This window comes from Enterobacter dykesii (genome assembly GCF_008364625.2).
GTDB lineage: Bacteria > Pseudomonadota > Gammaproteobacteria > Enterobacterales > Enterobacteriaceae > Enterobacter > Enterobacter dykesii.
The window spans coordinates 394962-412115 of sequence record NZ_CP126604.1 but is presented as its reverse complement, the minus strand read 5'-3'; the positions used below and the strand labels follow the sequence as shown (position 1 = coordinate 412115).

The 17154-nt window shown below is 56.4% G+C and carries 13 protein-coding genes and 3 tRNA genes; 4 read left to right on the top strand and 12 right to left on the bottom strand.

The genetic code is table 11. The annotated features are described in order from the left end of the window. Positions 1–39: 39 nt before the first annotated feature. From hflX to nnr, 7 genes are all read right to left on the bottom strand, one after another. A complete protein-coding gene (hflX, locus tag F0320_RS01915) occupies positions 40–1320 on the bottom strand; it encodes a ribosome rescue GTPase HflX (protein ID WP_023310136.1) in 1281 nt (426 codons plus the stop codon). Positions 1321–1394: 74 nt separating this feature from the next. Next, complete coding sequence (hfq, locus tag F0320_RS01910) at positions 1395–1706, bottom strand: RNA chaperone Hfq (protein ID WP_008502919.1); 312 nt, start codon at positions 1704–1706, stop codon at positions 1395–1397. 85 nt (positions 1707–1791) lie between these two features. After that, positions 1792–2742 (bottom strand): tRNA (adenosine(37)-N6)-dimethylallyltransferase MiaA, encoded by a 951-nt coding sequence (gene miaA, locus F0320_RS01905; protein WP_032662417.1) that lies wholly within the window; start codon positions 2740–2742, stop codon positions 1792–1794. Continuing rightward, entirely contained in the window at positions 2735–4579 is a 1845-nt protein-coding gene (gene mutL / locus F0320_RS01900; protein WP_126328978.1) for a DNA mismatch repair endonuclease MutL, read from the bottom strand. The genes miaA and mutL overlap by 8 nt, the downstream gene beginning before the upstream one ends. A gap of 9 nt (positions 4580–4588) precedes the next feature. Beyond that, on the bottom strand, positions 4589–5920 hold the full coding sequence (gene amiB / locus F0320_RS01895) for an N-acetylmuramoyl-L-alanine amidase AmiB (protein WP_126328979.1): 1332 nt from the start codon (positions 5918–5920) through the stop codon (positions 4589–4591). 16 nt (positions 5921–5936) lie between these two features. Next, positions 5937–6398 (bottom strand): tRNA (adenosine(37)-N6)-threonylcarbamoyltransferase complex ATPase subunit type 1 TsaE, encoded by a 462-nt coding sequence (gene tsaE / locus F0320_RS01890; protein WP_013095283.1) that lies wholly within the window; start codon positions 6396–6398, stop codon positions 5937–5939. Then, positions 6391–7914: a bifunctional ADP-dependent NAD(P)H-hydrate dehydratase/NAD(P)H-hydrate epimerase gene (gene nnr / locus F0320_RS01885; protein WP_126328980.1), complete on the bottom strand. Its 1524-nt coding sequence runs from the start codon at positions 7912–7914 to the stop codon at positions 6391–6393. The genes tsaE and nnr overlap by 8 nt, the downstream gene beginning before the upstream one ends. Here nnr and queG point away from each other — a divergent pair. After that, a complete protein-coding gene (queG, locus tag F0320_RS01880; protein WP_126328981.1) occupies positions 7913–9052 on the top strand; it encodes a tRNA epoxyqueuosine(34) reductase QueG in 1140 nt (379 codons plus the stop codon). The two genes, nnr and queG, sit on opposite strands and share 2 nt — an antisense overlap. Positions 9053–9322: 270 nt before the next feature. Here the strand turns inward: queG and F0320_RS01875 are convergent. The 4 genes from F0320_RS01875 to orn all read right to left on the bottom strand — a co-directional run bounded on the left by F0320_RS01875 (position 9323) and on the right by orn (position 10364). Then, a tRNA-Gly gene (locus tag F0320_RS01875) sits at positions 9323–9398 on the bottom strand. 36 nt (positions 9399–9434) lie between these two features. Further along, a tRNA-Gly gene (locus tag F0320_RS01870) sits at positions 9435–9510 on the bottom strand. Positions 9511–9546: 36 nt separating this feature from the next. After that, positions 9547–9622, bottom strand: a tRNA-Gly gene (locus F0320_RS01865). 196 nt (positions 9623–9818) lie between these two features. Beyond that, positions 9819–10364, bottom strand: coding sequence for an oligoribonuclease (gene orn, locus F0320_RS01860; RefSeq protein ID WP_023310130.1), 546 nt, complete (start codon positions 10362–10364; stop codon positions 9819–9821). Positions 10365–10471: 107 nt separating this feature from the next. On the opposite strand from orn, the gene rsgA reads away from it, so the two are divergent. The 3 genes from rsgA to mscM all read left to right on the top strand — a co-directional run bounded on the left by rsgA (position 10472) and on the right by mscM (position 15933). After that, complete coding sequence (gene rsgA, locus F0320_RS01855) at positions 10472–11524, top strand: small ribosomal subunit biogenesis GTPase RsgA (RefSeq protein ID WP_023334242.1); 1053 nt, start codon at positions 10472–10474, stop codon at positions 11522–11524. A 97-nt stretch (positions 11525–11621) separates the two neighbouring features. Next, positions 11622–12590 carry an archaetidylserine decarboxylase gene (gene asd, locus F0320_RS01850; RefSeq protein WP_029739893.1) on the top strand — a complete coding sequence of 323 codons (969 nt, stop codon included), beginning with the start codon at positions 11622–11624 and terminating at the stop codon, positions 12588–12590. A gap of 19 nt (positions 12591–12609) precedes the next feature. Continuing rightward, positions 12610–15933, top strand: coding sequence for a miniconductance mechanosensitive channel MscM (gene mscM / locus F0320_RS01845; protein ID WP_126328982.1), 3324 nt, complete (start codon positions 12610–12612; stop codon positions 15931–15933). Positions 15934–15977: 44 nt separating this feature from the next. Here mscM and epmA read toward each other — a convergent pair whose 3' ends face one another. Beyond that, positions 15978–16955, bottom strand: coding sequence for an elongation factor P--(R)-beta-lysine ligase (gene epmA / locus F0320_RS01840; protein ID WP_024907345.1), 978 nt, complete (start codon positions 16953–16955; stop codon positions 15978–15980). Positions 16956–17154: the final 199 nt, after the last annotated feature.

Here is a 17154-nt window from a genome sequence, read left to right as displayed (position 1 = left end):
GTTATGCAAGGGCGAATTATTCAGGCATCCCCTTTCTGATCAGACGATATAGTCGACCAGCGCAGGTTCTTGTTTACAGAGGCGACGCCAGTCAACGATCGGCATACGCACCTGCATCCCCACGCTGCCGTCATCCTCCATCCACTCTTTTTCTATCGCCTGAAGCTGATAAAACCGGCTGCGCAGCCTGCCTTCCTGTGGCGGCAGTCGCAGCGTGTGCTGAGCTACCTCACCGGAAAGACGTTCTGTCAAAGCCTGGAAAAGCAGTGGCACACCAATACCGGTCTGGGCAGAAAGCCAGACCCGAATCGGTTTGTTTTCTTCATCTCTGTCGATACGCGGTTCGAAATCGTCCAGCATATCGATCTTATTCATGACCAACAGCGTGGGGATCTCGTGGGCATCGATCTCTTCGAGCACCACGTTCACCGCGTCGATGTTCTCCTGCACGCGCACGTCTGCCGCATCAATCACGTGCAGCAGCAGAGTCGCCTGTCGCGTCTCCTGCAGGGTGGCTTTAAACGCCGCCACCAGGTCATGCGGCAGGTGGCGGATAAACCCTACGGTATCCGCCAGCACCGTTTCACCCACGTCTGCAACGTCAATACGGCGCAGCGTAGGGTCCAGGGTCGCAAACAGCTGGTCTGCGGCATACACCTGGGCCTCGGTTATCTGGTTAAACAGGGTGGATTTACCGGCGTTGGTATAGCCCACCAGCGACACCGTCGGGATATCGGCTTTGGTTCGCGCCCGACGCCCCTGTTCGCGCTGTTTCTCTACACGTTCCAGACGTGAAAGGATCTGGGTAATTCGGCCACGCAGCAAACGACGGTCGGTTTCGAGCTGGGTTTCACCCGGGCCGCGCAAACCAATCCCGCCTTTTTGTCTTTCAAGGTGTGTCCAGCCACGCACCAGACGCGTTGCCAGATGGCGCAGCTGCGCCAGCTCAACCTGCAGTTTCCCTTCGTGGGTACGTGCACGCTGAGCAAAAATATCTAAAATCAAACCCGTGCGATCGATAACACGGCATTCGCAAAGGGCTTCCAGGTTGCGCTCCTGGGCTGGAGACAGCGCATGATCAAACAACACGACTGACGCGCCGGTTGCTTTTACGGCATCCGCAATTTCGACTGCTTTACCTTCACCAACAAAATACTTTGGGTGCGGCGCTTTACGGCTACCGGTAATCACCTGCATTGCTTCGACACCGGCGGAAGAGACCAGAGATTCAAACTCCTGGAGGTCTTCCATATCTTTGTCTTGCGAAAAATAGATGTGTACCAGCACCGCCTGCTCACCGGCATCATAACGGTCAAACAAGCGTAAACCTCTCTAAAAAGATCAGCGGGGAACGCAGGATCCCTGGCTCCCCGTGTGGATAACAGTGCGAAACCTTATTCGGTCTCGTCGCTGTCCTGCGCCGGCGTTGAAGAACCCTGCGCGTTGCTGCCATGATGGTAGTTACTACCTGTGCCGCCGCCAGCGTTATTGCTGTGATGAGATACCGGACGGGACGGAACAACAGTAGAAATAGCGTGCTTGTAGACCATCTGACTGACCGTGTTTTTCAACAGAATCACAAACTGATCGAAAGACTCAATCTGACCTTGCAGCTTAATACCATTCACCAAATAAATAGAAACTGGAACACGTTCCCGACGCAATGCGTTCAGGAACGGATCTTGTAAAGATTGCCCCTTAGCCATTCTATCTTTTCCTTATATGCTTGTTTTGTACTTAGAACCTTGCGATTCTGAAAAATTGCGCACGATACGTCTCAATTGTACACATTCAGTGAGCGATATCACCAACAACCTCAATCACTTCGTTTAACGCCTGTTGCGGTTTTTCACTGTCTAACCAGTGAACACCCTCCCAACCGCGCAACCAGGTGATCTGGCGCTTCGCTAACTGTCTCGTGGCGCAAACACCTCTATAAACCATTTCATCGTATGAAATCTCACCTTCAAGATACGACCACATCTGGCGGTATCCCACACAACGAATGGAAGGCATGTCCGTATGCAAATCTCCACGGGCAAATAGCGCCCGCACTTCTGCTTCAAAATCTGAAGCTAACATCTGATGAAAACGCTGCTCAATTCGCTGATGGAGCAGTTCACGGCTCGCCGGGGCGATGGCGAACTGATGCACCTGATACGGCAGAGCGTCTCCTGACGTTTGCGTCAGTTCCGTTAAAGTTTTACCCGAAATGAAAAAAACTTCCAGTGCCCGGGAAAGCCTTTGCGGATCATTTGGATGGATCCGTGCTGCAGCAACCGGGTCAATCTCCGCCAGTTGCTGATGCAAAACGTCCCAACCCTGCTCTGCCGCCTGCTGCTCAATTTTCGCTCTTACTTCCGGATCCGCGGATGGCAGAGGTGACAACCCCTCCAGCAACGCCTTGAAATAGAGCATGGTTCCGCCAACCAACAGCGGTATACGTCCCGCCGCCGTTATCTCGGCCATCTCGGCTAAGGCATCCCGGCGGAAATCCGCTGCGGAGTACGCCTGAGCCGGGTCGAGAATATCCAGCAAACGGTGCGGTGCCGCACGCAACTCTTCTGCGTCAGGCTTCGCCGTGCCGATGTCCATCCCCCGGTAGATGAGGGCGGAGTCGACGCTAATCAACTCTACAGGCAAAACTTTACGCAACTCAATGGCTAGCGCCGTTTTGCCGGAGGCCGTTGGGCCCATTAAAAAAATTGCCTTAGGCAGGCTCGCCTTACTTGCGTCAATCATGTTTCAGGGCGTTCATCGCCGTTTGTAAATCAACAGGTTGTAATAACCCACCCGGCGGCGTTTTCACCAGATGCGGACAGAGGCGTTCCACCTCCGCCAGCACGCTAATGGCCTGCGCCATACTCCACGGCGCGTGTTCGCTTGCCAGATGGCGGGCGATCCACTGCGCGGTGTTGGCGGCATCAAACGATGTTTGCTGCGCCAGGTAGCCTATCAGTTCAGGAATCAAGTTTTGTAAATTTTGTTGGCGTAAGGGTAAAGGCACTGCACGAATTGTCACATGTTGTGGTTCGAGCACAGTTTCAATACCCATTTGCGCCAGCTGCGGCTCTGCGCGCTGTAATACCCTCGTTTCATCAGAGGATATTTTCAGGCGAACCGGAATTAAGAGCGGCTGCGCGCAGGCTGCATTTTCGCCTGGCGTGAGTTGCACCTGCTTGAGCCAGCGTTCGGCGACCGGCAGGGCCAGAAGCATCAGTTTGCCGTCACGTTCAAGCAGTGCAATATCGGGCGCGATAATCGTCAGCACCCGGCCAAAACTCTGGCTGTGCCCGTCCAGAGAAGGCTGAGCGGGCGGAATGTGCTCTTTACGCTCCACGGCTGGCGTTTCCAGCAACTTGCGGTACAACGCGCCCTGCTGCTTCTGATAGCCCGGCTGGGCGTTCGGATAGTTCGCGCCCGTTGGACGCGGTGCGCTCCCGGCCTGGGAGAAACGCGGAGCTTCCGGTTCACGCGCGACGGCAGGCTCAGCAAAATGGTTGCGGCCCGCCGCCACACGGTTTTCCGGCAGCGGACGCGGTGCAGGGGCGTCGTTTTCCAGCGGCAGCGTTGGCGCTGCCTGCTGCTGCAATACGGCGGCCACGCCCTGATAAATAAAGTCGTGAACCAGACGCGACTGGTGGAACCGCACCTCATGTTTGGCAGGATGAACGTTTACATCCACCTGATGAGGGTCGATTTCCAGATAAAGGACGAAAGCAGGCTGCTGATCGGCCCCGAGTTTGTCTTCGCAGGCCTGGCGAATCGCGTGATTGATGAGACGGTCGCGCATCATGCGGCCGTTCACGTAGCAATACTGAATTTCAGAGAACGCAGCACTGCTCGCGTTTGGATCGGCAACCCAGCCGCGTAAAGCGAGATCGCCGTGCTGCCACTCAATGGCCAGAGCCTGTTCCAGAAACGGCGTCCCGCAGATAGCCCCTAAACGTCGCTCTTTCTGTCCGCCTTCAGCCACCGCACGGTACTGGCGCATCACCTTGCCGTTATGGCTGAGATTAATGGTGACATCGAAACGGGCCAGCGCAATACGGCGGATAATCTCGTCGATATGGCCGAACTCGGTCTTCTCGGTACGCATAAACTTGCGTCGGGCGGGGGTGTTGTAGAATAGATCCAGGACTTCCAGCGTCGTGCCGACAGGGTGCGCCGCGGGTTTGACCGTCACATCCATATCGCGCCCTTCGGCGTAAGCCTGCCAGGCTTCCTGCTGTTCAGCGGTACGAGAGGTCAGCGTTAAGCGCGAAACGGAGCTGATACTGGCCAGCGCTTCGCCGCGAAAACCGAGGCTAATAATCGCTTCCAGATCGTCCAGAGAGGCGATTTTACTGGTGGCGTGACGAGCCAGCGCCAGCGCCAGCTCCTCTTTTTTAATGCCACAGCCGTTGTCGCGAATGCGGATAAGCTTCGCACCACCGCGTTCGATATCAATATCGATGCGGGTGGCGCCCGCATCAAGGCTGTTTTCCACCAGCTCCTTCACCACCGACGCAGGGCGTTCCACCACCTCACCGGCGGCGATTTGGTTCGCGAGCTGCGGCGGTAGAACCTGAATCGGCATGAATGCTCCTTAGTTGGTCGCGGTCATCTCACCCGGCAGCGCTGCGCTGGCCGTCTGTGCTGAGCCGCTCTGCGGCGCAGACTGCAGAGGATGCGCCTCAAAATAGTTGCGTAAACCCTTATAAATCGCTTCGGCAATTTGCTGCTGATAGCTGTCGCTTCCCAACAGACGCTCTTCACCGTTGTTGCTGATGAAGCCCGTCTCCACAAGGATGGACGGGATATCCGGCGAGCGCAGAACGCCGAGGCTGGCATGTTCCGGACGACGCTTATGCAGCACGCCAACGCTTTGCAGCTGGTTCAATACGTTAGTGGCGACATCATACCCGACGCGCTGAGAATGACCGAACTGTAAATCCAGCACCGCCTGGCTGAGGTACGGATCGGACTGGCTGTTCGCCAGCACGTCGCCCGCGCCGCCTAACAGTTCAGACTGCTTCTCATGCTCTTCAAGCCAGTTGGCCATTTCGCTGTTGGCGCGGCGGTTCGACAGCACCCAAACCGAGGCGCCGGTGGCGCTACGATTCGGTGCGGCGTCCGCATGAATAGAGACCAGGAAGTTCGCGTTTTGCTTACGCGCCACGTCCGAGCGCCCCATTACGGAGATAAAGTAATCCCCGTCGCGGGTCAACACGCCTTTAAACATCGGGTCGTCATTGAGTAGCGAACGCAGCTTACGCGCGATAGCGATAGTCACGTTTTTCTCTCGCGTGCCGCCAGGACCAATCGCCCCGGGATCTTCCCCGCCGTGGCCCGCATCAATGGCGATAATCACTTTGTCACCGCTGACCGTCGCGCGTCGCGCGCTGGCTGCCGGACGTGTCACCGTATTGCTGCTGGTTGCCGCAGTAATGCGATCGTTCTGCGATTTAAAGGGATTACGCGCTGGTTCAGAAGGACGCGGCGTATATACCGGTTCTTCCACGCGCTTCGCTACGACCGGCGGCGGTGGCGGCGCGTCGGCATTGATGGTAAACACCACCGTATAGTTCGCTCCGTTTTGCTGCTTCACCGCCTTCGTTTTGCCCTTTTCGGTCAAATCGACCACCAGACGTAACGACTGGCTATCCTGCGGCGTTCCCGAACGGATACTTTTCACCAGGTTGTTACCGCTGAACCGCAGCGGCAGCCCCTGGATCACGCCTGTTTGTTTGATATCCAGCGCCACGCTGTGGCTGTCTGGCTGTGAAAACGCATATTCAGGATCGCCCATAAAGCTGAACGTGATCCGGGCCTGGCTTTCGCCGTTTGATACCTGAATATCTGAGAGGTTTGCCGCCCCGGCCTGCGCGCACAGCAGCACGGTGGCAGCCAACAACCAACCTTTAACGCGATTTATCATCCCGTCATCCCTACGCTTAACCGGCCAGTCGCGCCAGTAAGGAACTGCCTGATGAGGAAACAGCACTGATGCGTGCCTCACGCCCTTGTGCCTGGTAATCTAAGTGAATTTCGACATCCGGGTCAGGCAGCACACCCGCACCTTGTTGCGGCCACTCCACCAGGCAAATGGCGTCGTTGGCAAAATAATCACGGATCCCCATAAATTCCAGCTCCTCAGGATCCGCAAGGCGGTATAAATCGAAGTGGTACACCATGAGATTTTCAAGGGTGTACGGTTCAACCAGCGTGTAGGTTGGGCTTTTCACATTCCCGTTATGCCCTAACGCCTGCAAAAAACCCCGGCTGAAGGTGGTTTTACCCGCACCTAAATCACCATACAGATAAATGACGGTTGCCCCCTGACAGGCCTGCGCCACGCGCTTGCCGAGTTCTAAAGTGGCTTGTTCATCAGGTAAAGGAATCGCTCGATTAGTCATTTTCTACGTCAATCACATCCGGGTTAACAACACGCCGCAGCGTGCAAAAAAGATCGGTGGCCAGCATGCCGCGTGTACCGTAACGCGCGGCCAGTTTATCCGCCGCGACACCGTGGGCAACGCAGCCCGCGCAGGCTGCATCATAAAGGGGAAGTTTCTGTCCAAGCAATGCGCCAATGATGCCGGAAAGCACATCGCCCATGCCGCCGCTCGCCATACCCGCATTTCCGGCATCAATAATGCCCTGCGTCTCGTCACTGGCGATAACGGTTCCTGCCCCTTTCAAAACAGCAACACCTCCGTAACGTTTTACCAGACGCTGAGCAGAAAGTAAGCGATCGCTTTCAATTTCTGCCACGCTGCAGTTAAGCAGGCGCGCGGCTTCGCCGGGGTGTGGCGTCAGAATGCGATTGTGACGCTTATCCGGGTTTATTGCCAGAAGGTTAAGCGCGTCGGCATCCCACAGCATCGGTTTACGAAAATTCTCGACCTTTTGCAGGGCCTGTTTACCCCATACCTGCTGCCCAAGACCCGGGCCAATCACCACCACATCCGCCCATTCAAGGCTCTCTTCAAGCGCCTGGGGCGTTAGCTCGTGCACCATCAGCTCCGGTCGGGCTGTAACGATCGGCGCAATATTCTCGATGCGAGTGAGTACTCGCACTAATCCGGCACCGCAGCGCAGAGCCGCTTCGCCGGTCATGCGAATCGCACCTGCTGTACCATGATCGCCGCCAATAATCACCAGCCTGCCGTGATCGCCCTTATGGGACGTCGGCCGGCGCGGCGGGAGCCACGCCGCAAGCTGCGACGCATCAAAACGCGCGAGGTGCGTTTCCTGCCCGGCCAGCCAGCTCTCCAGCCCCAGTGCATGGTGGTGCAACATGCCGACCACATCCCGCGCTTTACCGGTCAGTAGCCCCGGCTTGAGGGCGATGAAGGTCACCGTATGTGCAGCCTGAATGACCGCCCCCGGCGTCGCGCCGGTTTGTGCGATTAGGCCTGAGGGAATATCCAGGGCAACTACCGGCGCGGAATGTCTGTTAGCGTGTTCAATCAGCGCGGCAATGTTCTCACAAGGCGCACTGCGTAGCCCGGTACCCAGCAGACCATCAACAATCAGATCCACCTCTTCCGGCCAGACAATATCAGGCGCATGAATCACACCGCCTGCGTTAAGCCACGTCTCCCGCGCCGCGCTGGCCTCTTCCGGCAGCGGTTTATCACTCTCCAGGGCCAGCAACGTCACGCGGATACCTGCCGCAACCGCAAGACGGGCGACGACGTAGCCGTCGCCGCCGTTATTGCCGTGACCGCACAGAACCAGCCAGTGGGCGGCCTGAGGGTACGCGCTGCGGGCAACGTTAAACGCCGCCTCACCTGCGCGCAGCATCAGTTCATAAAGGGTAATCCCGAGGCTGTCTGCGGCCTCTTTTTCGGCGCGCCGGAGGTCATCCGCATGCCAGATGGAGTGTGGTATACTTGCGGGGTTTTTATTCACCGTATGGTCCGTCATGTCACAGCCCCTCGATCTCAATGAATTAGCGCAAAAAATAAAACAGTGGGGTGCTGAGCTTGGCTTCCAGAAGGTGGGCATTACCGATACCGACCTTTCCGCCAGCGAGCCGAAACTGCAGGCCTGGCTGGATAAACAATACCACGGCGAAATGGAATGGATGGCGCGTCATGGCATGATGCGCGCCCGTCCTCACGAGCTTTTGCCGGGCACATTACGCGTCATCAGCGTGCGCATGAACTATCTGCCCGCCAACGCGGCCTTTGCGCGCACGCTAAAAAATCCCTCTCTGGGTTACGTCAGCCGGTACGCCCTGGGACGTGATTACCATAAGCTCTTGCGTAACCGTTTAAAAAAACTCGGGGAAACTATTCAGCAGCACTGTGTTTCGCTGAATTTTAGACCCTTTGTCGATTCTGCGCCTATTCTTGAGCGCCCGATCGCCGAAAAAGCCGGGCTTGGCTGGACAGGTAAGCACTCACTTATCCTTAGCCGCGACGCCGGATCGTTCTTCTTCCTGGGTGAACTGCTGATTGATTTACCGCTGCCGGTAGACGGCCCGGTAGAGGAAGGCTGCGGACGCTGCGTGGCCTGCATGACCATCTGCCCGACGGGTGCCATCGTCGAGCCTTACACCGTGGATGCGCGCCGCTGCATCTCCTACCTCACTATCGAACTGGAAGGCGCCATTCCAGAGGAATTTCGACCACTTATCGGCAACCGCATCTACGGCTGCGACGACTGCCAATTGATCTGCCCGTGGAACCGCTATTCGCAGCTCACGGACGAAGAGGATTTCAGCCCGCGTAAGGCGCTGCATGCGCCGCAGCTCATTGATTTATTTGCCTGGACTGAAGCCTGGTTCCTGAAAGTGACGGAAGGTTCGGCCATTCGCCGTATCGGTCATCTGCGTTGGCTGCGTAATGTCGCCGTCGCGCTGGGCAATGCCCCGTGGGATGAAGCGAATATCCGGGCGCTTGAAAGCCGTAGAGGTGAGCACCCACTTCTTGATGAACATATAGAATGGGCGATTGCGCAGCAAATAGAGAAGCGTAATGCCTGCGCGATCGAGGTGCAGTTACCGAAGAAACAGCGTCTGGTGAGGGTGGTTGAAAAAGGGCTTCCGCGGGATGCCTGAACTATTCACAGCCTGTGAATAAAATTACAAACTCAAGCGCCATCTGGTCTGGAGAAGAGGTCAAGTGATCTCAATAACATTTTGAAATGAAAATTTATTCAATAAATACAGAGAGTTAAAAGGATATTATTCACCCTGCTAAGCTTTAACCCTGTTTCGGTTAAGCACAGTTTCTGTGGATAACTCTGTTCACAAGAGTATTTCAGAGACAATAGAAAACGTCCCCAACGATGCTTTTCGCTGTGGATATTTTAGAGATTAAGAAGAATTTGGAGCGGGAAACGAGACTCGAACTCGCGACCCCGACCTTGGCAAGGTCGTGCTCTACCAACTGAGCTATTCCCGCTTGGGTGGTCCGTGCTTTGGAAGCACTTTCAAATTTTGGAGCGGGAAACGAGACTCGAACTCGCGACCCCGACCTTGGCAAGGTCGTGCTCTACCAACTGAGCTATTCCCGCTTGGGTGGTCCGTGCTTTAGAAGCACTTTCAAATTTTGGAGCGGGAAACGAGACTCGAACTCGCGACCCCGACCTTGGCAAGGTCGTGCTCTACCAACTGAGCTATTCCCGCAAATCTGCACTGCTTTTGTTGCTGTCGTAACGTGTAATTCTCTGTCGTTACGGGAGGCGCATTATACGAGAAATCCTTTTAGCTGCAACCCCCCTTAAAGCGATTTTTTCGAAATTAAGTTCAAATGCTTATTTAATCGGCAAGCTGAACAATTTAACGACAAAAACCCGGCCACGCAAGGCGCCGGATCGCAAAATCACAGCTTGATAAAGTTTTCGCGGTAGTAGGAAAGCTCCGCCACGGACTCACGGATATCGTCCATAGCCTGGTGGGTCCCCTGCTTTTTGAAGCCGTCGAGGATTTCAGGCTTCCAGCGACGCGCCAGCTCTTTCAGGGTGCTGACATCCAGATAGCGGTAGTGGAAATATGACTCCAGCTCCGGCATGTACTTAAACAGGAAACGGCGATCCTGGCCGATACTATTCCCACAGATAGGCGATTTGCCTGCCGGAACCCACTGTTTCAGGAACTCAAGCGTCGCCAGCTCCGCTTCGCGATCGCCGAATGTGCTCGCCTTCACGCGCTCCACCAGGCCACTGCCGGTGTGGGTGCGCACGTTCCATTCATCCATCAAAGCCAGCTGGTCGTCGGACTGATGCACCGCAATCGTTGGCCCTTCAGCCAGGATATTCAGGTTAGCGTCCGTCACCAGCGTTGCAATTTCAATGATGCGATCGCGCTCGGGATCCAGCCCGGTCATTTCGAGATCGATCCAAATCAGGTTGTTTTCATCCGCGCTCATGTTATTTTCCACCCTTCTCGCATAACCGGCAGTAGCAGGTTAACTAGTATTAATTAGAGTGTATCATAGAGGTTTTGCCCCTTACGGGCGACCAGGAGCCAGCGCGATTGAGTAAAAATAAACTCTCCAAAGGGCAGCAGCGCCGCGTAAACGCCAACCACCAGCGCCGTCTTAAAACCACTTCGGAGAAGCCGGATTATGACGACAACCTGTTTGGTGAAGCGACAGAAGGCGTAGTCATCAGCCGTTTCGGTATGCACGCTGACGTGGAATCCGCCGACGGTGATATTCACCGTTGCAATATCCGTCGCACTATCCGTTCACTGGTAACCGGCGATCGCGTCGTCTGGCGTCCGGGTAAAGAGGCGGCGGAAGGCGTTACGGTAAAAGGTATCGTTGAAGCGGTCCATGAGCGCACGTCCGTGTTAACCCGTCCTGATTTCTACGACGGGGTCAAACCTATTGCCGCCAATATTAACCAGATCGTCATTGTTTCGGCGATTTTACCCGAGCTTTCTCTCAACATTATCGACCGATACCTCGTCGCCTGCGAAACGCTGCAGGTTGAACCGATTATCGTGTTGAATAAAATCGATCTGCTGGATGACGACGGCATGGCCTTCGTGAATGAGCAGATGGATATCTACCGCAAGATTGGTTACCGCGTGCTGATGGTCTCCAGCCACACCAAAGATGGCCTTAAACCGCTGGAAGAGGCGCTGACCGACCGCATCAGCATTTTTGCGGGCCAGTCCGGCGTAGGTAAATCGAGCCTGCTGAACAACCTGCTTGGCCTCCAGCAAGAGATCCTGACTAACGATGTGTCCAACGTCTCGGGTCTGGGCCAGCACACCACTACCGCCTCGCGTCTGTATCATTTCCCGCACGGCGGCGACGTGATCGACTCTCCGGGGGTGCGTGAGTTCGGTTTGTGGCACCTTGAGCCGGAACAAATCTTTAACGGATTTGTCGAATTCCATGATTATTTAGGCGCCTGTAAATACCGCGACTGTAAGCACGATAACGACCCGGGCTGCGCTATCCGTGAAGCGGTTGAGAAAGGCGAGATCGCGGAAACCCGCTTCGAGAATTACCACCGCATTCTTGAGAGCATGGAAGACGTAAAAACGCGTAAAAACTTTTCTGATTCTGATAACTGACAACTAAGCTAAGCATCGCTAAAATCGTCCCCTTTTTTCAGGTTCCGGCTGTTCAAAGCCGGATCAGGAACGACAAAACAATGGCCTGGAGGCTACCTTGTTAAACGCATTTAAACTTTCGCTTCAATACATTCTGCCAAAACTGTGGCTCACTCGCCTGGCGGGCTGGGGCGCAAGCAAACGCGCGGGCTGGCTGACCAAACTGGTCATCGACCTTTTCGTAAAATATTACAAGGTCGATATGAAAGAGGCGCAAAAGCCGGATACCGCCAGCTACCGCACCTTCAACGAGTTCTTCGTGCGCCCGCTGCGTGACGAAGTGCGCCCGCTGAACACCGACCCTAACGTCCTGGTGATGCCGGCAGACGGCGTGATCAGCCAGTTGGGTAACATCGAAGACGACAAAATCCTGCAGGCGAAGGGTCATAACTACAGTCTGGAAGCGCTGCTGGCGGGTAACTACCTGATGGCGGATCTGTTCCGTAACGGTACGTTTGCCACCACCTATCTTTCACCGCGCGACTACCATCGCGTGCATATGCCGTGTAACGGTATCCTGCGCGAAATGATTTACGTCCCGGGCGATCTGTTCTCCGTAAACCACCTGACCGCACAGAACGTGCCGAACCTGTTTGCCCGTAACGAGCGCGTCATCTGTCTGTTCGATACTGAATTTGGCCCTATGGCGCAGATTCTGGTGGGTGCGACCATCGTAGGCAGCATCGAAACCGTCTGGGCGGGCACCATCACTCCACCGCGCGAAGGCGTGATCAAACGCTGGACCTGGCCTGCCGGTGAAGCGGAAGGCTCGGTGGCCCTGCTGAAAGGTCAGGAGATGGGTCGCTTCAAGCTGGGCTCTACCGTAATCAACCTGTTTGCGCCGGGCAAAGTGAAGCTGGCTGAACAGCTCGAAAGCCTGTCGGTCACCAAACTGGGCCAGCCGCTGGCGGTCTCTACCGAAACTTTCGTGACGCCGGATGCAGAACCAGCGCCGCTGTCGCAGGAAGAGATCAACGCCGAGCACGACGCCAGCCCGCTGGTTGACGACAAAAAAGACGAAGGCTAATAACAGAAGGATCGCTGACGTGCGCCCGATTATCGTTCTACTGATGGCCTGGTGCCTCAGCATGGGGGCGTACGCAGCGACAGCCCCCGACGCCAAACAGATAACCCAGGAACTGGAGCAGGCAAAAGCGGCCAAACCCGCTCAGCCAGGGACCGTCGAGTCGCTCCAGGCTGCCCTGAACGCGCTTGAGGAGCGGAAAGGCTCTCTTGAGCGCGCTCAGCAGTATCAGCAGGTTATCGACAACTTCCCCAAACTCTCGCAGACGCTGCGCGCGCAGCTCAACAATTTGCGTGACGAACCGCGCGACGTGCCCGCAGGCATGACCTCGGACGCTCTGAACCAGGAGATCCTGCAGGTCAGCAGCCAGCTTCTGGAAAAGAGCCGCCTGGCGCAGCAGGAACAGGAGCGCGCGCGTGAAATTGCCGACTCGCTCAGCCAGCTTCCGCAACAGCAAACCGACGCCCGCCGCCAGCTTAATGAAGTTGAGCGTCGCGTGGGAACGCAAAGCGGCAACACCCCGCAGGCTCAGGCCCAAAATCTGGGCCTGCAGGCAGAATCGGCTCGCCTGAAGGCCCTTGTCGATGAGCTAGAGCTAGCGCAGCTTTCTGCCAACAACCGTCAGGAGCTGTCGCGGATGCGCTCTGAACTCGCTCAGAAGCAGAGCGAGCAGCTGGATGCGTATCTCCAGGCCCTGCGCAATCAGCTTAACAGCCAGCGTCAGCGCGAAGCCGAGCGTGCCCTTGAAAGCACCGAACTGCTGGCTGAAAACAGCGAAAACCTGCCTGCCGCTATCAACGAACAATTCAGGGTCAACCGCGAGCTTTCTGCCGCGCTGAACCAGCAGGCGCAGCGCATGGATCTGGTTGCATCCCAGCAGCGTCAGGCGACCAATCAAACCCTTCAGGTGCGTCAGGCGTTAAACACCCTGCGCGAGCAGTCCCAGTGGCTCGGGTCATCAAACCTGCTGGGCGAAGCGTTACGCGCCCAGGTCGCGCGCCTGCCGGAAATGCCGAAGCCGCAGCAGCTGGATACCGAGATGGCCCAGCTGCGCGTTCAGCGACTGCACTTTGAAGATCTTCTCAATAAGCAGCCGCAAATCCGCCAGATCCGTCAGGCTGACGGCCAGCCCCTGACCAGCGAGCAAAACCGCATTCTGGAAGCCCAGCTGCGTACCCAGCGTGAACTGCTGAACTCCCTGCTCCAGGGCGGGGATACGCTGATTCTGGAGCTGACCAAGCTAAAAGTCTCCAATAGCCAGCTGGAAGATGCGCTGAAAGAGGTGAACGAGGCGACGCACCGTTATCTCTTCTGGACGTCTGACGTGCGTCCGATGACCTTCTCGTGGCCGATTGAGATTGTTCAGGATCTGCGTCGCCTGATTTCGCTGGACACCGTCAGCCAGCTGGGACAGGCCAGCGTGATGATGTTTACCAGCAAAGAGACCATTTTCCCGCTGCTCGGGGCGTTGATTCTGGTGGGCTTCAGCATTTACTCGCGCAGGCATTTCACCCGCTTCCTGGAGCGTTCCAGCTCCCGGGTCGGGAAAGTCACCCAGGATCACTTCTGGCTAACGTTGCGCACCGTATTCTGGTCGATTCTTGTCGCCTCCCCGCTGCCGGTGCTGTGGATGACGCTGGGGTATGGTCTGCGGGAAGCCTGGCCCTATCCGCTCGCGGTCGCAATTGGCGATGGCGTCACCGCCACGGTGCCGCTGCTGTGGGTGGTCATGATTTGCGCCACCTTCGCGCGCCCCAATGGCCTGTTTATCGCCCACTTTGGCTGGCCGCGTAATCGCGTTGCGCGCGCCATGCGTTACTACCTGATGAGCATCGGGCTGATTGTGCCGCTGATTATGGCGCTGATCATGTTCGATAATCTCAACGACCGGGAATTCTCAGGCTCGCTGGGCCGCCTCTGCTTTATGCTGATATGCGGGGCGCTGGCCATCGTTACGCTCAGCCTGAAACGCGCGGGTATTCCGCTCTATCTCGATAAATCCGGCAGCGGCGACAACATGTTCAACCGGCTGCTCTGGAACCTGCTGCTGAGCGCACCGTTGGTTGCGATGCTGGCGGCCGCGGTGGGTTATCTGGCGACCTCGAAGGCGCTGCTGGCGCGACTTGAAACCTCGGTGGCAATCTGGTTCCTGCTCCTGGTGGTGTACCACGTGATCCGCCGCTGGATGCTGATCCAGCGCCGCCGTCTGGCCTTTGACCGAGCCAAGCATCGTCGGGCGGAGATCCTCGCCCAGCGTGCGCGGGGTGAGGAAGAGCCAAACCACGTCAACAGTACGGAAGGCACAACGGAAGCGGACGAAGTCGAACTGGATCTGGATGCCATCAGCACCCAGTCCCTGCGCCTGGTTCGTTCCATCCTGATGCTCATAGCCCTCCTGTCGGTGATCTTCCTGTGGTCAGAGATCCACTCCGCATTTGGCTTCCTGGAGAACATCTCTCTGTGGGACGTGACCTCCACGGTGCAGGGCGTTGAAAGTCTGGAGCCGATTACCTTAGGGGCGGTGCTGATTGCCATTCTGGTGCTGATTATCACCACGCAGCTGGTGCGCAACTTCCCGGCGCTGCTGGAGCTAGCGCTGCTGCAGCATCTGGATTTAACGCCGGGTACAGGCTATGCGATTACGACCATTACCAAATATTTGATCATGCTGTTTGGCGGGCTGGTTGGCTTCTCGATGATCGGTATTGAGTGGTCGAAGCTGCAGTGGCTGGTGGCGGCCCTTGGTGTAGGGTTAGGTTTTGGCTTACAGGAGATCTTCGCCAACTTCATCTCTGGCCTGATCATTCTGTTCGAAAAACCGATCCGTATTGGCGATACCGTAACGATCCGCGATCTGACCGGCAGCATCACGAAGATCAACACCCGTGCGACGACGATCAGCGACTGGGATCGCAAAGAGATCATCGTGCCAAACAAGGCGTTTATCACCGAGCAGTTCATCAACTGGTCGCTGTCAGACTCCGTTACCCGTGTGGTGCTGACGGTACCGGCGCCGTCGGATGCCAACAGCGAAGAGGTCACCCAGATCCTCTACACCGCCGCTGAGCGCTGCTCGCTGGTAATCGACAACCCGGCGCCGGAAGTATTCCTTGTGGATTTACAGCAGGGGATCCAGATTTTCGAGCTGCGTATCTACGCCGCCGAAATGGGACACCGTATGCCGCTGCGCCATGAGATCCACCAGCTGATTCTGGCGGGCTTCCGCGAACACGGTATTGATATGCCGTTCCCACCGTTCCAGATGCGTCTGGAAAGCCTGGACGGGCGTAAAACGGGAAGAACGCTGACGTCAGCGGCGCGGACGCGTCCGGCGGGAAGTTTGTAAGATAAGCGGTGCAACCCTCTCCCATGGGAGAGGGTAAACTGCCGTCAGGCGCGATCTACGGTAAACGCAATCACATCGCCAAGCTGCTCTGCCCCCAGGGCCAGCATCACCAGACGGTCAACACCCAGCGCCACGCCGGAGCAATCCGGCAGACCTGCTTTTAATGCTTCAAGCAAATTAACATCAATAGGCTGCTGCGGCAGACCGCGCGCGGCGCGCTTGCGGTTATCCTGCTCGAAGCGCTGCTGCTGCTCGCGGGCATCCGTCAGTTCGTGGAAGCCGTTCGCCAGTTCGATGCCTTTGTAATAGACCTCAAAACGCTCTGCGACACGATGATCTTCGGTACTGATCTGCGCCAGTGAGGCCTGGCTTGCCGGGAAGTGATAGACAAACGTCGGACGATCTTTGCCAATCTGCGGTTCAACACCGAAGGTAAACAGCAGCTGCAGCAGCGTGTCGCGATCCTCTTCGGTATCCGCCACGTTGCTCAAATCCAGTTTTGCCGCCACTTCGCGCAGCTGGGTTTTGTCAGCCGACAGAGGATCGATTTCCAGATGGCGCTGGAAAGCCTGCTGATAGGAGAGCGTTTCGGCTTCTGAGCAGTCCAGCACCTGCTGGAGCAGATCGTCCACCTCATTCATCAGGCGGTACATATCATAATGCGGGCGGTACCACTCCAGCATAGTGAATTCCGGGTTGTGATGACGCCCCATCTCTTCATTACGGAAGCTGCGGCACAGCTGATACACCGGACCGCATCCCGCCGCCAGCAGGCGTTTCATGTGGTATTCCGGGCTGGTCATCAGATACAAATTCATGCCCTGAGAATGGCCGGGGCCAACAAAACGGGTTTCAAACGGCACCAGATGAATATCCGTTACCGTTGCCTGACTCATGCACGGCGTTTCCACCTCCAGGACTCCGCGGTCGGCAAAGAAACGGCGGATCTCCGCCATAATTGCAGCGCGTTTTAACAGATTAGGGATGGATGCGCTCGGCTGCCAGGTGGCCGTTTCGCTCATGAGTTGTTCTCCGATTTCAGACAAGGGCACGAAGTCTACTCGTTAGCAGGGGCAGAGACAAATTTTGCGCAGTAAAAAAGCGCATTTCATTTAGGTGAACTTTTTCGTGACGTATTTCATCAATCTTCATGATAAATCGCCGTACAGAACAGCAAAAAAATCGAACACGTCAAATTTCCCTGACATCTACACGGTTATA

Coding starts and splice junctions, on each gene's coding strand:
- hfq (WP_008502919.1), bottom strand. CDS start 1,706: ATGGCTAAGGGGCAATCTTTACAAGATCCGTTCCTGAACGCATTGCGT.
- amiB (WP_126328979.1), bottom strand. CDS start 5,920: ATGATAAATCGCGTTAAAGGTTGGTTGTTGGCTGCCACCGTGCTGCTG.
- nnr (WP_126328980.1), bottom strand. CDS start 7,914: ATGACGGACCATACGGTGAATAAAAACCCCGCAAGTATACCACACTCC.
- mutL (WP_126328978.1), bottom strand. CDS start 4,579: ATGCCGATTCAGGTTCTACCGCCGCAGCTCGCGAACCAAATCGCCGCC.
- tsaE (WP_013095283.1), bottom strand. CDS start 6,398: ATGACTAATCGAGCGATTCCTTTACCTGATGAACAAGCCACTTTAGAA.
- miaA (WP_032662417.1), bottom strand. CDS start 2,742: ATGATTGACGCAAGTAAGGCGAGCCTGCCTAAGGCAATTTTTTTAATG.
- orn (WP_023310130.1), bottom strand. CDS start 10,364: ATGAGCGCGGATGAAAACAACCTGATTTGGATCGATCTCGAAATGACC.
- epmA (WP_024907345.1), bottom strand. CDS start 16,955: ATGAGCGAAACGGCCACCTGGCAGCCGAGCGCATCCATCCCTAATCTG.
- queG (WP_126328981.1), top strand. CDS start 7,913: ATGTCACAGCCCCTCGATCTCAATGAATTAGCGCAAAAAATAAAACAG.